The sequence below is a fragment of the Pseudomonas sp. Tri1 genome (genome assembly GCF_017968885.1).
GTDB lineage: Bacteria > Pseudomonadota > Gammaproteobacteria > Pseudomonadales > Pseudomonadaceae > Aquipseudomonas.
This window is the reverse complement of the sequence record NZ_CP072913.1, coordinates 5,626,677-5,641,472: the sequence shown is the minus strand read 5'-3', so window position 1 is coordinate 5,641,472 and position 14,796 is coordinate 5,626,677. Positions and strand designations below refer to the sequence as shown.

Sequence of the window (14,796 nt, the reverse complement as noted above, 5' to 3'; positions counted from 1 at the left end):
TGATCGATGGTTATTCGCCGCGTCGTGCATGAGTTGGAGACCGTCGTCTTTAACGCTGGCAATAAATAGAATCAGGCAGGGGATGATATGAAGTTCAAGTCATTGCAGGCACGCATTTGTGTCACGGCAGGCGTTTGCCTGTTTGTTTCATCGGTCAGCCTGATTATCTACGGGCTCTTTACCGCACGGGCCAATGAGCAATACGTGGCCACTGAAGTCTCGGCACTGGTGGAAAAATCCACCATCCGGGAAATTCAGAACCTGGCCGAATCCCGGGCCAACGCCATTCAGGCCAAGTTGCAAAATGCCCTGGATGCGGCCCGCACCATGGCCAATACCTTTGCCGCCAGCAAGGCCACGCAAAGCCCCCTGGCATTGGGCCGGGAACAGATCAATACGGTGTTGCTCGGCGTCCTCAAGGACAACCCTGATTTCAATGGCACCTATTCCTGCTGGGAACCGGATGTGCTGGACGGACAGGATCTGGCATCGCGCAATGCCCAGGATGGCAGTAATCCACAGACGGGGCGCTTCACGCCTTACTGGACACGCAGCGCCGGTGGCCATGTCGCGGTGCAGCCGTTGGTCGAATACGACTCGCCGGATCGTCACCCCAATGGTGTGCCTAAAGGCGGGTGGTACAGCGGCCCGCGCGACAGCCTGAAGGAAAGCGTGCTGGACCCCATTCCTTACGTGGTCCAGGGTAAAAACGTCTGGCTGACCACCTTGTCGGTTCCAATCGTCGCCAATGGCAAGTTCTACGGTGTGGTCGGGGCGGACTACGATATCGCCTTTATCCAGAAACTCAGCGAGCAGATGTCCGCCGAGCTCTACGGCGGCAAGGGTACGGTGTCGATCCTGAGTAACCAGGGCCTGGTGGTCGCAGACAGCCAACGCACTGACCTGATTGGCCAGTCCATCAAGGCCTTGCTGCCTGAGTCCTGGGAAAAAGTGCTGGGCGATATCCAGGGCGGTCGCAGTGACGGCTTGCTCAACCCACAAACCCAGAACATCGAAGTGCTGATGCCCATTACGCTCGGTCGTACAGGCAAGCCCTGGGCGGTACTGATTCGCCTGCCCAAGGCCGTGGTCATGAGCCAGGCCATTGCCCTGGAGCAGGAGTTGCAGGCGCGCAGTATCAGCAACAGCATCTGGCAAGTCTCGGTGGGCCTGGGCATTTCGCTGCTGGCCCTGGCCGCCCTGTGGTTTGCCGCCGCGAAAATCGTCGGGCCGATTCGCGAGGCCGCGGCCTTGGCCGCCAACATCAGCCTGGGGGATTTCTCCCGTCGTTTGGTGCAGAAGTCCGAAGATGAAGTCGGGCAGTTGTCTGTCGCGCTCAACGACATGTCTGAAAGCCTGCAACGGCAAGTGCGAGTGGCCGAGCGCATTTCCGAAGGAGACCTGGACCTGGAGGTCCGCTTGTCTTCGCCCCACGATACCCTGGGCAAGTCACTGGAGAAGATGGTCAGCAACCTCAACCAGCTGATTTCCGAGGTGCAGACCAGCGCTACCCAGATTACCGGGAGCTCGGCGCAGGTCACCGACCTGAGCCAGTCATTGTCTGATGGCGCGTCCAATTCCGCGTCGTCCATTACCGAAATCAGCGCGGTGATGACGCAAATGGCCGCGCAGACCCGGGACAACGCCGCCAACGCCAAGAAGGCCGATGAGCAATCCCAGGCATCCCGTGCCGATGCGGGGGAGAGCGATAAATTGATGAGCGAGCTGATTGCCGCCATGGCCGAAATCGACAACTCGGGCAAGGACATCACCGCGATCATCACCACCATCGACAATATTGCCGCTCAAACCAATCTGTTGGCGCTGAATGCGGCCATCGAAGCCGCCCGGGCGGGTGAGCTTGGGCGCGGTTTTGCCGTGGTGGCCGATGAAGTGCGCAGCCTGGCCGCCCGCAGCGCCGAGGCCGCCCAGCAAACGGCCGCGCTGATCGCCGACTCTTCGAGCAAGACGCAACGCGGCATGATCATCGCCGGCCGGACCGCCGAATCGCTGAAAAACATCGTCACGGGAACCAGCGCGGTTTCCAACCTGGTTTCGCTGATCTATCAAGCCTCCAGCGAGCAGGCTTCGGGTTTGCAGCAGGCCAGCATCGGCTTGGAGCAGATCGATGAGGTGACGCAGAAAAACCAGTCCAACTCGCAAGAATGCGCGGTGGCGGCCAAGGACCTTTCGGAGCGCGCCTCGCTGATGCAACGCGTGCTGGGACGCTTCAAGGTCAAAAGGGGTTAGTTTTTTTCAGCCCGCTCCAGACGCGAGCCTGGAGCGTTATCACGTAAAATCCCCGTATCCACGAGTGATACCGGGGATTTTTCATTTTAGGTTAGCGGCCAGGCTGGATTTATCCGCTAACGGCAGATGATCGCAATTGCATTGCTTCGCCCAGTGGGAGCTCGATAACGCCCTTGAGGGTGTACTATCGAAGCTTGCCCATCGGATATCAGTTAGCTATGTCCACGCTAAGCGAAGAGAGCCGTCAGATCGTAGCTTCTCTGACGCACCGCGTTGGCCCCAACGCTGACATTGACAAGACCGCCCATGCGGTCATTTCGATTTTGCAGGATATCGAGGCGGCCCTCACGCCCGTCATTGGCCAGCAAGGGGTTGTCGCGCTTTATCGCCGCAGCCTGCACTTGTGTGGGGCTACCCATCCGCGCCTGACCAGCACCTGCGATAGAGTGCAGGCCGGCCAGGTTCTGACGGCCCTTAAATCCGTACTCGTCGAGCAAAGCGAAGCCGATGCGCTGTTTTTCGGTGAAATGTTGCTGAGCATTTTCTACGAGTTGCTGACCACGTTGATCGGGCCTTCGCTCACCGCACGTTTGCTTCGTGGCGTGTGGGAACCTTCCTTGAGCGACACCCCTTCGCAGGAAAATTCGCCATGAGCACCAAAGTGACTATCAACCGCTTGGCCACCGGCGTGCCAGGGCTGGACGAGGTCTTGGGCGGAGGATTGCCGGAGTTTTCCTTCAATCTGATCGCCGGCCCGCCCGGTTGCGGTAAGACCACCCTCGCACACCAGATGATGTTTGCCCTTGCGACCCCCGAGCGTCCCGCGCTGTTTTTTACCGTGCTGGGCGAGCCGCCACTGAAGATGCTGCGTTATCAGCAGCAGTTCGATTTCTTCGACAGCGACGCGATCAATCAGTCGATCCGCTACGTCAATCTGGCTGACGACACCCTGGCCGGGGATCTGGACGAAGTGCTGCGGCGCATTGTCAGCGAGGTGGAGGCTCACTCCCCGGCGCTGGTGTTCGTGGACTCGTTCCGTTCGGTGGTGCTGGCCAGCCAGACCCAGGACAACCCGAATAACAACCTGCCGCAGTTCGTCCAGCAACTGGGCATGTTGATGACCACTTGGCAGGCCACGACTTTCCTGATCGGCGAGTATTTCACCGAAACCGATACCAACCCGATTTTCACCGTGGCCGATGGGCTGATCTGGCTGCGCCAGAGCGTTCAGCGCAACTCCATGGTGCGCAAGATGGAAATCATGAAAATGCGCGGCCAGCCGACGCTGCCGGGCCTGCACACCTTCCGTATCGCTGCGTCGGGAATCAAGGTATTTGCCCCTGCACCTTTCAACCCGGGCGAAGCGCCACTGGAATTTCCGATCAAGCGCCTGGCCATGGGCGTACCGCAGCTCGATGAAATGCTCGGCGGTGGCCTGCCGCGCGGGTATTCCTTGTTAGTAGCGGGCCCGTCCGGTTCGGGCAAAAGCATCCTGGCGGCGTCCTTTCTCGCCGAAGGTGCGCGCAATGGTGAGACCGGCGTGATCGCGGTGTTTGAACAGCGCCCCAATCACTCCCAGAACGCCACGCTCGCCGACTTGATTCAATCTGGAAAAGTCGGGCTGGTGGATAGCCGCGCGCCGGACCTGTCCATCGACGAAATCGTGCACTTGCTGCTCAGTGAGATCGCCCGCCTGAAAGCGACCCGGGTGGTGATCGATTCGCTGTCGGGCTTCGAACTGGCGCTGGCGCCGACCTTCCGCGAAGACTTTCGCGAGTCGCTGTCGCGCATGGTCACGGCGTTGACCAGCGCCGGTGTCACGGTATTGCTGACGTCGGAGCTGGAGGACCGCTACACCGACCTGCGTTTCAGTCCTTATGGCACGGCGTTTCTCACCGACGCCATCATCGTTCAACGCTACATTGAAGTGCAGAGCCGTTTATTGCGCATCATGGCCGTGGTCAAGGTCCGCGCCAGCGCTCACTCCGATGAATTACGCCTTTATCGCATCGACGACAACGGTTTGCAGATCGGTGAAATGTTGCCGGATCAGGAGGGGTTGCTTGGAGGTCGCCCCACCCGGCGGCTTTCTGGCAAAGGCGCTGGATGAGTCACGATCATGGATGAAACCCATGGCAAGGATGAACAAGCGAAGGCCACGGTCGCTCGCGAGCTGTTCCTGCTAGGCCAGAAAACCGTCGAGGCGCGGGCGGTGCTGGCGGCGTTGCATAAGGAACTGAACGACGCCAACACCCAGCTCGCCGATAAGCAACAGATCGAGCAATTGATCGAGGCCAACCAGCAGTTGGTCCTGGCGATCCTGTCGGCCCAGTCCGAGGCTGAAAAGCCAAAGACCTCACAGGCGGCAGAACAACAGCAGCTGTATCTGGATATGCGCGAAGCCAATGAGTTATTGGTCATCGCCGCCCTCAGCGCGCAACACCTGAAGGCCTCGGCCGAACGCGCGCTGGAACGCCAGCGTAGCGTCCTCGCCCTGGTGGCCCATGAGCTGCGCAATCCGCTGGTCCCCATCAGCATGATTGCCGGTCGGCTGTCGCGGGTGCCCAGTGAGGAACTGCCGCGCATGCAGAAGTTGATCGAAGGCCAGGTGTGGCACATATCTCGATTGGTCGAAGACTTGCTCGACGTCTCTCGGGTCAAGACCGGTAAGTTTCGCCTCGATTGCCAGGTTGTCGATATCGTTCAGATCATTCACGAGTCCATCGACAACTGTCGGCCGGTCATGCTCGCGCGTGACTTGCATTTGAGGACCGAATTACCCGAGTGTGCTTTGTTGATGAACGGCGACCCGGTGCGGCTCGCGCAGATTTTCGGTAACTTGCTGGGCAATGCCACCAAGTACACACCCGCTGGCGGTACTGTCAGGCTTTCGGCTACCGTCGAGGCCGGCCTGTTGGAGATCAGCATCCGCGACAGCGGCATCGGTATATCGGCCCAGGCGTTGCCGTTCATTTTCGAGCCATTCGTGCAGGACGTTCACGCCGTCGGCTTCAGCGGCGCAGGCCTGGGCATTGGCCTGACGGTGGTGCGCGAATTGGTCGAAAGCCACGGTGGCACCGTGATTGGCAAGAGCGCGGGGGATGGCCTGGGGAGCGAGTTCATCGTGAGGTTGCCGTTGGTAAGTCAAGCCACGTAAGGCGACATTCACCGTGACGCTTCCACGTTCCAGGCGTCTACGACTTTAATGGCCAGTGTTGGCGCTCTACATCCTGGAAGAGGCAGATCCTTTTATGATCATCAAACCGCGCGTTCGTGGCTTTGTCTGTGTGACGACCCACCCCACTGGCTGTGAAGCCAACGTCAAGAGTCAGATCGACTACGTGACCGCCCAAGGCCCCATCACCGATGGGCCAAAGAACGTACTCGTGATCGGTGCATCGACCGGCTACGGGCTGGCTGCGCGGATTACGGCCGCTTTTGGTTGTGGCGCCAAGACCCTGGGTGTGTTTTTTGAACGTGAAGGTGATCCAGGCAAGCTCGGCACCGCCGGTTGGTACAACACCGCGGCCTTTCACTCGTTCGCCGAGTCAGAGGGCCTCTACGCCAAGAGCATCAACGGCGATGCGTTTTCCGATGAAATCAAACAACAGACCATCGACGTCATCAAGCGCGACTTGGGCAAGATCGACCTCGTTGTCTACAGTCTGGCCGCGCCACGCCGCACGCACCCCAAGACCGGTGCCGTACTGAGCTCTACCCTCAAGCCGCTCGACAAGGCCGTGACCTTGCGCGGGCTGGATACTGATAAAGAAGTGGTCAAGGAGACCACCCTGGAGCCGGCGACCCAAAGCGAAATCGATGGCACGGTGGCCGTGATGGGCGGCGAAGACTGGCAGATGTGGATCGATGCCCTGCACGAAGCGGGTGTCCTGGCTGATGGGGCGAAAACGACTGCGTTCACCTACTTGGGCGAAAAGCTGACCCATGACATCTACTGGAATGGTTCCATTGGCGCGGCCAAGAAAGACCTGGACCAGAAAGTCCTTGGTATCCGTGAACGATTGGCTGCCCTGGGGGGCGATGCGCGGGTCTCGGTATTGAAAGCCGTGGTGACCCAGGCCAGTTCAGCGATCCCGATCATGCCGCTGTACCTGTCATTGCTGTTTAAAGTCATGAAGGAGCAGGGCACGCACGAAGGGTGTATCGAGCAGGTCCATGCGCTCTACAAAGACAGCTTGTACGGCCATTCTCCTGTGATGGACGAGGAGGGGCGTCTGCGCGTGGACTACAAGGAACTGGCACCTCAAGTGCAAGACCGCGTCAAGCAACTCTGGGATCAGGTCAGCACGGATAACCTTTATGAGCTGACGGACTTTGTCGGTTACAAAGCGGAGTTCCTGCGTCTCTTCGGTTTTGGGGTAGAAGGGGTGGACTATGAGGCTGACGTCGATCCGGACGTCAAGATTGCCAATCTGGTCCAGGCATAGGGCATAAGTCTGGACGCTGCCTCGACGCTTCATGCAAGAGGCAGCGGCTTCTCCTGTCCTCAATCATTTTGCGCACGGGATGGGGAGTCGCGAAGCTTCTTTGTTATCCTGACGCCCCTCTTTCATGGACGAACGCCGAGACACACCATGGCTAACGACACCCCGTCACACATCGGGAAGATACTGCTGGGTCTGCTGTTTGCCCTGATTGGTATCGTCCTGTTGGGCATTACCGTCAATCTCACGCTTGAGCGCCGCGAGTTCCTCGCCCGCGCCCAGACCGCCGATGGCATCGTCAGCCGCCTGAATGCCGGCGGTTCGCATCCTGAGATCGCCTTCACCGCTGGCACTGGCGAGAAAATCTCTTATCCCCAGGGCGGCTTGATCTTCGGCTATCGAGAGGGGCAGTCGGTACGCGTGCATTACTTGCCCGAGCAGCCGGCCAGCAGCGCTATCGTCGATGATCCGGGTGCACTGTGGGGGCCTTCCGGGCTGCTGGGTTGCCTGGGTCTGATGTTTACCATTGCTGGTCTGGCAAAAGCCATTCGTCAGCGTGGTCACGGTGCAGTTCACTCACATAAAGGACTTTGAGCGTATGAGCTTCAACATCCCAATCCCGGTCAATGAAAGTCGCTGGCAGTATCAGACCGCCAGCGGCGGTGGTCTGACCGTGGTCATGGTGGCGGGCAGTGGCGGTTCGATCATCCTGCGTTCGCCCCAAGGTGAGGACGTCAGCTACCGCTACGGCGGCGTCGGGGTAGGGGCCGGATTCGGCGCGCGGCTGCCGCGTTTCGGCAAGATCAATATCCAGGTCAAGGGTAAGAGCGTGGCTGGCGTCGGCGCAGCGGAGGCGTTTCCCAGCTTCGGCAAGGTGTTTGTCAGCGACGCCTTGGCCAGTCGCGACCTGACCAGCGATGACATCACCGGCCCCTGCATGTATACCGAAGTGGGCGGAGGCCTGGTGGTCGGTGCTTCCGCCACGGCCCTGTTGTTCGGGCTCGATCCCAAGCTGCTGGCATTGTCGATGGCGCTGAACGCCAACCCGGCGACCGCGCTCATCGCGTCCACCACGGTCAACCGGCAGTTGGCGAAGTCGGCCAAGGGTGCGCTGGTCATGGCAGGCATGAACGCTGGTGTGCAGGCCGGTGGTGGCGGGGCGATCTATATAGGCTATCTGTTCTAGGCCGTATCGAATCTCAGGTACCTCCAAACCACGCCCATGAAAAAGCCGCGAACCAACGCGGCTTTTTGCTATGCGCACTTTTTTCAGCCCACCAGCGAGGCCAGACGGCTACAAAAAACCATCGGTCGGCCGCTGCTCGTGTCAGCGATGGGGCGGCGTGCAAATCCTTCCTGCTCCACTAAAGTGACGGATCCAATGCCCTTAAAGGATTAAACCCATGGCAACCACCGACAACACGATGGTCAGTACTCATACCGTGAGAACTGGCCCGGGCACAGTCCAGGTCGACCTCACCGGCCAGTTCGATGATAACCAGAGCATCGTTATCCAGCCGGACGGCAAGATCCTGGTCGGTGGCTATACCGAGTACCTGGCCTGGGGCTACCCCGGGGCGCCAGGCGAGGAAAGCTATGGCTACGAACAGAACCATAGCGTTATCCGCCTGAACGCAGATGGTAGTCTGGACACCAGCTTCCATGAAGGCGGTGTCGACATCGTACCTGCCGCGATAGCCCCGGCGTCGCGCTACGAGCTGACGGCGGTGCAACCTGATGGCAAGGTACTGATCGCCACAGCGCTGAATACGGGCGTTCAGGTGGAGCGCTTCAACAGCGACGGGACGCACGATGCTAGCTTTGGTCAAAACGGCGCTATCACGGTCGACATCAGCCATGACTTCAAGGACATCGACCTGACGGCCAATACGGATGGCACGTTCCAGATCAGCGCCCGTGGATTCGACCAGGCCACAGTGACCAGGCTCGGCAATGACGGCACTCTCGTCGATGGCTTTGGCGACCATGGCGTGCTGACCGTCAACATTCCCGAAGACGAATATTACAACGGCGGAATTTCTACTGCGGTACAGGCCGATGGCGGTGTTGTGGTCGGGGCTGCGTACAATGCCGCCGGCGCGGGTGATCCGACGTATGCCTTGCAGCACTTCAATCCCGATGGTCAGCTGGATACCCATTTCGGTGACAACGGTGTCCTCTACTTGAGTGCTGCCATGGGGTTTGGCGAAGACTCAGTGGTCACCGTGCAGGCTGACGGCAAGATCATCGTCATGGGCCATGGCGAAAGCTCCACCTCGGCGACTGTAGCGCGGCTTAACGCTGACGGTTCCTTTGACACCAGCTTTGGCTCCAATGGCATGGTGACCTTCGAGGCCGACACGCCTGTGGCTGTGACGGTCCAGGCAGATGGCAAGATCCTGGCGGCCGGCACGAGCAACGGGGATTTCAGCGTCATCCGCTGGAACGCTGATGGTAGTGTGGATACCCGCTTCGGCAGCCAGGACGGTAAGCTCCATGTGGATGGCTACGCCGGTGAAGACATCTTGCAGGGTACCGATGCCGCCGAAATTATCCAGGGGCTGGCGGGTGATGATGTGCTTCAAGGCAGCGGCGGGCGCGACCTTCTGCAAGGTGGCGTTGGCGCTGACATTTTCCGCTTTACCGAACTGAGTGACAGTTTCCGCACTGCGACGCAAAACCACAGTGACCGGGTCCAGGACTTCGACGCCTCTGGGGACCGCATCGACCTGATTGCCCTGGGTTTCACCGGCATTGGCGACGGCCATGACGGCACCTTGGCCGTCCGGGCCAGCGCGGACGGTACTCTCACCTACCTCAAGAGTTACGACGTCGATGCCTCCGGGCAACGGTTTGAACTGGCCTTGGACGGCAACCTGGTGGGGCAATTGAACAGCACCAACCTGGTGTTCACCGCGCCCACTGTTGAAGGCACCTCTACCAAGGATACGATTACTGGTTCTGCCTTGTCGGAAATCATCTATGGCCTGGACGGCAATGACCGTATCAACGGCGGCGCTGGGGCTGATGTAATCATAGGCGGCGCGGGCGCCGACCGTCTCAACGGCGGAGATAGAGCCGACATCTCGTTGTGGACTGATAACCGGGAAAACGCCGACGTGTTCCGCTACACCTCAACCCAAGACAGCTATCGCACTGACAGCCAGAGCTTTGCCGACCTTATCGAAGGCTTCACGGTTGACGACAAGATCGATGTGGCGACCCTGGGCTATACCGGCTTCGGAGATGGTACGGGCACTACGCTGAAGATGGTTTACAACCAGGAGCTGGACCGCACTTATCTGGCGGATGTGGAAGCAGACGCCCAAGGCCACTGGTTCCAGATCGCGCTGGCCGGGGACTGGCGGGAAAACCTCGACGAAGATGACATGAGCTTTGCTCCCGACGCCGGGATAGGGCTGATCGGGGTAGCGGCAGAGGTCGATCAAGGGCATCTATTGACGTGACGTCTGCTTGAGAAGGTCGCGTGGCAGTGAGTAGCTGCCACGCGATAGGCTCAGGAAAGTTAGACGTTAAAACGGAAGTGCATCACGTCGCCATCCTTGACGATGTATTCCTTGCCTTCCAGACGCCATTTACCGGCTTCCTTGGCGCCGGCTTCACCCTTGTACTGGATGAAATCGTCATAGGCGATGACTTCGGCGCGGATGAAGCCTTTTTCGAAGTCGGTGTGGATCACGGCCGCGGCTTGTGGCGCAGTGGCGCCGACGCGAACGGTCCAGGCGCGGACTTCTTTTACGCCTGCGGTGAAGTACGTCTGCAGGTTGAGCATTTCATAGCCGGCGCGGATCACGCGGTTCAGGCCAGGTTCTTCCAGGCCCAGGGCCTCGAGGAACATGTCCTTCTCTTCGCCGTCTTCAAGCTCGGCGATTTCCGCTTCGATCTTGTTGCAGACCGGTACCACGATCGCACCTTCTTCTTCGGCGATGGCTTTTACCACGTCCAGCAGAGGATTGTTCTCGAAGCCGTCTTCGGCAACGTTGGCAATGTACATGACCGGCTTGGTGGTCAGCAGGTGGAAGCCGCGAACGATCTGCTTCTCATCGGCGCCCATGTTCTTGATCAGGCTGCGGGCCGGCTTGCCCAAGGTGAAGTGGGCGATCAACTGCTCGAGCAGGGCTTTCTGGGCGACGGCGTCTTTGTCGCCACCCTTGGCATTGCGAGCGACTTTTTGCAGTTGCTTCTCGCAGCTGTCGAGGTCGGCGAAGATCAGTTCCAGGTCGATGATCTCGATGTCGCGTTTCGGGTCGACGCTGTTGGAGACGTGAATCACGTTCTCGTCTTCGAAGCAGCGGACCACGTGGGCGATGGCGTCGGTTTCGCGGATGTTGGCCAGGAACTTGTTGCCCAGGCCTTCACCCTTCGACGCGCCGGCTACCAGGCCGGCGATGTCGACGAATTCCATGGTGGTCGGCAGCACGCGCTCCGGGATCACGATGGCCGCCAGGGCCTCCAGGCGTGGATCGGGCATCGGCACGATGCCGGTGTTCGGCTCGATGGTGCAGAAGGGGAAGTTCTCAGCCGCGATACCGGACTTGGTCAGGGCGTTGAACAGGGTGGACTTGCCGACGTTAGGCAGGCCGACGATGCCGCAATTGAATCCCATGGTGTTTCCCCTAGGAGTGAGTGTCAGGCCTTCTGGCTGTGCAGGTTTTTCATCGCGCGGTTCCATTCCCCGGCGAGGATATCCGGCAGCACGCCGAGGGCAAAGTCGATGCTGGCATCGAGTTTTTCCTGTTCGGCGCGTGGCGCACGACCCAGGACAAAGTTTGAAACCATACTGGCAACGCCCGGGTGGCCGATGCCGAGCCGCAGGCGGTGAAAGGTATTCTGATTACCCAGTTGCGCGATGATGTCGCGCAACCCGTTGTGACCGCCATGGCCGCCGCCCTGCTTGAGCTTGGCAACGCCCGGAGGCAGGTCGAGTTCGTCGTGGGCCACCAGGATTTCTTCAGGCTTGATGCGAAAGAAACCGGCCAATGCCGCCACGGCCTGGCCGCTGCGGTTCATGTAGGTGGTGGGAATCAACAGACGAACATCCTGACCCTGATGCGAGAAGCGCCCGGTCAGGCCGAAATATTTGCGATCGGCCGCTAGGCTGACGCCTTGTGCGTGCGCGATGCGCTCAACAAAAAGGGCCCCTGCGTTATGCCGGGTCTGTTCGTATTCGGCGCCTGGATTTCCCAGGCCAACGATCAGTTTAATGGCAGTCACGATAGGGGCCCTTCCTGGAGTGTGGATAACAACGTCGCGCTCAAACGGTATTGCGACAGTGGACGAAAAATGCGGATCTACCGTTAGGTAAACTTCGCGTTCTCGCCCGCTGCCTCGCTACGTTCCAGTCCGCGATGTTTCCGCTCACCCCGGCGACAGAGTGAAATTACTCTGCAGCGCCTTCTTCAGTAGCTTCTGGAGCAACACGTGGAGCGTGGACGTTGGCAACAGCCTTGTCATCGCCGTGTGCCAGAGCAACAAACTCAACGCCTTTAGGAGCCTTGAGGTCGGACAGGTGAATGATCGTGCCGACTTCGGCGTCAGCCAGGTCGACTTCGATGAATTCAGGCAGGTCTTTCGGCAGGCAGGTCACTTCGATTTCCGAAACAACGTGCGAAATTTCGCCGCCTTTCTTGATCGGAGCAGCTTCGCCAACGAAGTGCACAGGCACGATAGCGGTCAGTTTCTGGCCAGCTACTACGCGTACGAAGTCAGCGTGCATCACGTGGCCTTTGGCCGGGTGACGTTGCAGGGCCTTGATCACGACGTTTTGCTTGGCGCCACCGATGTTCAGCTCGATGATGTGGCTGTAGGCCGCTTCGTTTTCGAGCAGTTTGGCAACTTCTTTGGCCAGCATGCTGATGGACTCAGGGGCTTTCTCGCCACCGTAGACTACAGCTGGAACCAGGCTTGCGAGACGACGCAGGCGGCGGCTCGCACCTTTCCCCAGGTCGGAACGCACTTCAGCATTCAGGGTAAATTCGTTCATGTTGTATCTCCAAAGTAACCACATTCACCCCAGCGCTTGCGACCAGCGCTAAAGGCGATATGGGCAAAAAAGCCCCGCCCCGACAGTGAATGTCGGGGCGGGGCGCTTTTCGTCAACGAGATGTCGCGGTGAGGGCCGGGCCCTTAGCGGAACATCGCGCTGATCGATTCTTCATTGCTGATGCGGCGAACCGCTTCGGCAACAACCGGTGCGATATCCAGTTGACGGATACGTGCACAGGCTTGTGCTGCTGCGGACAATGGGATGGTGTTGGTCACCACCAGTTCGTCCAGCACGGAATTTTCAATGTTTTCGATCGCTCGACCCGACAGCACAGGGTGTGTGCAGTAGGCAAAGACCTTGGCAGCGCCATGCTCTTTCAGGGCCTTGGCCGCGTGGCACAGGGTGCCGGCGGTATCGACCATGTCGTCGACCAGAATACAGGTACGCCCTTCGACGTCGCCGATGATGTGCATCACTTCGGAGTGATTGGCTTTCTCACGGCGTTTGTCGATGATACCCAGATCCACGCCCAGGGATTTGGCAACGGCCCGTGCACGCACGACGCCACCAATGTCCGGGGACACGATCATCAGGTTTTCGAAGCGCTGATCTTCAATATCATCCACCAGGACCGGGGAGCCGTAGATGTTATCCACGGGAATATCGAAGAAGCCCTGAATCTGGTCAGCATGCAAGTCAACCGTGAGGACACGATCGATGCCGACTACGGTAAGCATGTCAGCCACGACTTTCGCGCTGATTGCCACACGTGCGGAACGCGGACGGCGATCCTGACGGGCATAACCAAAGTAAGGAATAACAGCAGTGATACGAGTAGCCGAGGAACGGCGGAAGGCATCAGCCATCACGACGAGTTCCATCAGGTTATCGTTGGTCGGAGCGCAAGTCGGCTGAATAATGAAGACGTCTTTACCGCGAACGTTTTCATTGATCTCGGCAGTGATTTCGCCGTCGGAGAACTTACCGACAGAAATGTCACCGAGAGGGATATGCAGCTGACGTACTACACGCCGAGCCAGATCGGGGTTGGCGTTCCCCGTAAAGACCATCATCTTGGACACGCGCAGTACCTGAAGGCTGAGGGTATACCTGGATGAGTATAGGAAAATGGCAGGGGCGGCTGGATTCGAACCAACGCATGGCAGGATCAAAACCTGCTGCCTTACCGCTTGGCGACGCCCCTGTATCTGTTGCTGCGAGTGCCGAGCACTCGATTCCTTTTAGAGCAGACTTTGCAGCTTGCGATGCAACATCGAAACGTTGCTTCCTTTTGCTACAAACCCTGTAAGGGTCTCTGTCAGAAGGGCCGAGACTTTATCAGCTTCAGCTTTGCTTGGGAAGCCCCCAAACACACAACTTCCAGTTCCGGTGAGTTTTGCTTCGGTAAATTTACCTAACAAATTCAAAGCGTTACGAACATCTGGATAACGCCTTGCTACCACCGGTAAGCAGTCATTTCGACTGTTTCCCTTGGGAACGGGGCGCACTTTAATGGGAGGAGAGTTACGTGTCAACAGCGGATCTGAAAAAATTTCTGCTGTACTTACAGATACTTGCGGCACCAGCACCAAGTACCAGGGTTCCTCGGGGTCTACCGGGGTGAGTTTTTCCCCGACGCCCTCGGCGAAAGCGGCGTGGCCACGCACGAAAACCGGCACGTCGGCGCCCAGTGTCAGGCCCAGTGCTGCCAGGCGATCCGTGTCCCAGTCCAGCTGCCAGAGGTGGTTGAGCCCCAGTAAAGTCGTCGCTGCATTCGAGCTGCCGCCACCGATACCGCCGCCCATGGGCAGGATTTTCTCGATCCAGATATCGATGCCCAGCGAACAACCGGATTGTTCCTGGAGTTTTTTCGCGGCCTTGACGATCAGGTTGCTGTCGTGGGGCACGCCTTCGAATTCGGTGTGCAGGCGAATCGCGCCGTCGTCGCGCACGGCAAAAGTGATTTCATCGCCGTAGTCCAGAAACTGAAAAATCGTCTGCAATTCGTGATAACCATCCGGGCGACGACCGAGGATGTGCAGCATCAGGTTGAGTTTGGCCGGGGAGGGCAGGGTCAGGCGTGCAGCGCTCATG

13 protein-coding genes and 1 tRNA gene are annotated in these 14,796 nt (G+C 59.0%); 8 read left to right on the top strand and 6 right to left on the bottom strand.

What is annotated here, in order from left to right; translation table 11 throughout:
- Positions 1 to 87 precede the first annotated feature (87 nt).
- The 8 genes from J9870_RS24510 to J9870_RS24475 all read left to right on the top strand — a co-directional run bounded on the left by J9870_RS24510 (position 88) and on the right by J9870_RS24475 (position 10,162).
- On the top strand, positions 88 to 2,250 hold the full coding sequence (locus J9870_RS24510; RefSeq protein WP_210640879.1) for a methyl-accepting chemotaxis protein: 2,163 nt from the start codon (positions 88 to 90) through the stop codon (positions 2,248 to 2,250).
- 218 nt (positions 2,251 to 2,468) lie between these two features.
- Positions 2,469 to 2,903 carry a hypothetical protein gene (locus J9870_RS24505; protein WP_246883049.1) on the top strand — a complete coding sequence of 145 codons (435 nt, stop codon included), beginning with the start codon at positions 2,469 to 2,471 and terminating at the stop codon, positions 2,901 to 2,903.
- Positions 2,900 to 4,360: an ATPase domain-containing protein gene (locus J9870_RS24500; protein ID WP_210640876.1), complete on the top strand. Its 1,461-nt coding sequence runs from the start codon at positions 2,900 to 2,902 to the stop codon at positions 4,358 to 4,360. Before J9870_RS24505 ends, J9870_RS24500 begins: the two co-directional genes overlap by 4 nt.
- 9 nt (positions 4,361 to 4,369) lie before the next feature.
- Positions 4,370 to 5,407, top strand: a complete 1,038-nt coding sequence (locus tag J9870_RS24495; protein WP_210640874.1) for a HAMP domain-containing sensor histidine kinase — start codon at positions 4,370 to 4,372, stop codon at positions 5,405 to 5,407.
- Between the two features lie 94 nt (positions 5,408 to 5,501).
- The gene (gene fabV, locus J9870_RS24490) at positions 5,502 to 6,698 is read left to right on the top strand and encodes an enoyl-ACP reductase FabV (RefSeq protein ID WP_210640873.1); all 1,197 of its coding nucleotides are present in this window, start codon (positions 5,502 to 5,504) and stop codon (positions 6,696 to 6,698) included.
- A gap of 147 nt (positions 6,699 to 6,845) precedes the next feature.
- Positions 6,846 to 7,289, top strand: coding sequence for a DUF3592 domain-containing protein (locus J9870_RS24485; RefSeq protein WP_210640871.1), 444 nt, complete (start codon positions 6,846 to 6,848; stop codon positions 7,287 to 7,289).
- A 4-nt stretch (positions 7,290 to 7,293) separates the two neighbouring features.
- The gene (locus tag J9870_RS24480) at positions 7,294 to 7,881 is read left to right on the top strand and encodes a hypothetical protein (protein ID WP_210640869.1); all 588 of its coding nucleotides are present in this window, start codon (positions 7,294 to 7,296) and stop codon (positions 7,879 to 7,881) included.
- Between the two features lie 217 nt (positions 7,882 to 8,098).
- On the top strand, positions 8,099 to 10,162 hold the full coding sequence (locus J9870_RS24475; RefSeq protein WP_210640867.1) for a calcium-binding protein: 2,064 nt from the start codon (positions 8,099 to 8,101) through the stop codon (positions 10,160 to 10,162).
- Positions 10,163 to 10,221: 59 nt separating this feature from the next.
- Here J9870_RS24475 and ychF read toward each other — a convergent pair whose 3' ends face one another.
- The 6 genes from ychF to ispE form a co-directional block, all read right to left on the bottom strand.
- Entirely contained in the window at positions 10,222 to 11,322 is a 1,101-nt protein-coding gene (gene ychF, locus J9870_RS24470) for a redox-regulated ATPase YchF (protein WP_003205534.1), read from the bottom strand.
- 23 nt (positions 11,323 to 11,345) lie between these two features.
- Positions 11,346 to 11,930, bottom strand: coding sequence for an aminoacyl-tRNA hydrolase (gene pth / locus J9870_RS24465; protein ID WP_003185374.1), 585 nt, complete (start codon positions 11,928 to 11,930; stop codon positions 11,346 to 11,348).
- A 166-nt stretch (positions 11,931 to 12,096) separates the two neighbouring features.
- Positions 12,097 to 12,699 (bottom strand): 50S ribosomal protein L25/general stress protein Ctc, encoded by a 603-nt coding sequence (locus J9870_RS24460; protein WP_210640865.1) that lies wholly within the window; start codon positions 12,697 to 12,699, stop codon positions 12,097 to 12,099.
- Between the two features lie 143 nt (positions 12,700 to 12,842).
- Entirely contained in the window at positions 12,843 to 13,784 is a 942-nt protein-coding gene (locus tag J9870_RS24455; protein WP_003171603.1) for a ribose-phosphate pyrophosphokinase, read from the bottom strand.
- Between the two features lie 47 nt (positions 13,785 to 13,831).
- A tRNA-Gln gene (locus tag J9870_RS24450) sits at positions 13,832 to 13,906 on the bottom strand.
- Between the two features lie 37 nt (positions 13,907 to 13,943).
- Positions 13,944 to 14,795, bottom strand: a complete 852-nt coding sequence (gene ispE / locus J9870_RS24445; RefSeq protein WP_210640863.1) for a 4-(cytidine 5'-diphospho)-2-C-methyl-D-erythritol kinase — start codon at positions 14,793 to 14,795, stop codon at positions 13,944 to 13,946.
- Position 14,796: the final 1 nt, after the last annotated feature.

Coding starts and splice junctions, on each gene's coding strand:
- J9870_RS24510 (WP_210640879.1), top strand. CDS start 88: ATGAAGTTCAAGTCATTGCAGGCACGCATTTGTGTCACGGCAGGCGTT.
- J9870_RS24505 (WP_246883049.1), top strand. CDS start 2,469: ATGTCCACGCTAAGCGAAGAGAGCCGTCAGATCGTAGCTTCTCTGACG.
- J9870_RS24500 (WP_210640876.1), top strand. CDS start 2,900: ATGAGCACCAAAGTGACTATCAACCGCTTGGCCACCGGCGTGCCAGGG.
- J9870_RS24495 (WP_210640874.1), top strand. CDS start 4,370: ATGGATGAAACCCATGGCAAGGATGAACAAGCGAAGGCCACGGTCGCT.
- fabV (WP_210640873.1), top strand. CDS start 5,502: ATGATCATCAAACCGCGCGTTCGTGGCTTTGTCTGTGTGACGACCCAC.
- J9870_RS24485 (WP_210640871.1), top strand. CDS start 6,846: ATGGCTAACGACACCCCGTCACACATCGGGAAGATACTGCTGGGTCTG.
- J9870_RS24480 (WP_210640869.1), top strand. CDS start 7,294: ATGAGCTTCAACATCCCAATCCCGGTCAATGAAAGTCGCTGGCAGTAT.
- J9870_RS24475 (WP_210640867.1), top strand. CDS start 8,099: ATGGCAACCACCGACAACACGATGGTCAGTACTCATACCGTGAGAACT.
- ychF (WP_003205534.1), bottom strand. CDS start 11,322: ATGGGATTCAATTGCGGCATCGTCGGCCTGCCTAACGTCGGCAAGTCC.
- J9870_RS24460 (WP_210640865.1), bottom strand. CDS start 12,699: ATGAACGAATTTACCCTGAATGCTGAAGTGCGTTCCGACCTGGGGAAA.
- ispE (WP_210640863.1), bottom strand. CDS start 14,795: ATGAGCGCTGCACGCCTGACCCTGCCCTCCCCGGCCAAACTCAACCTG.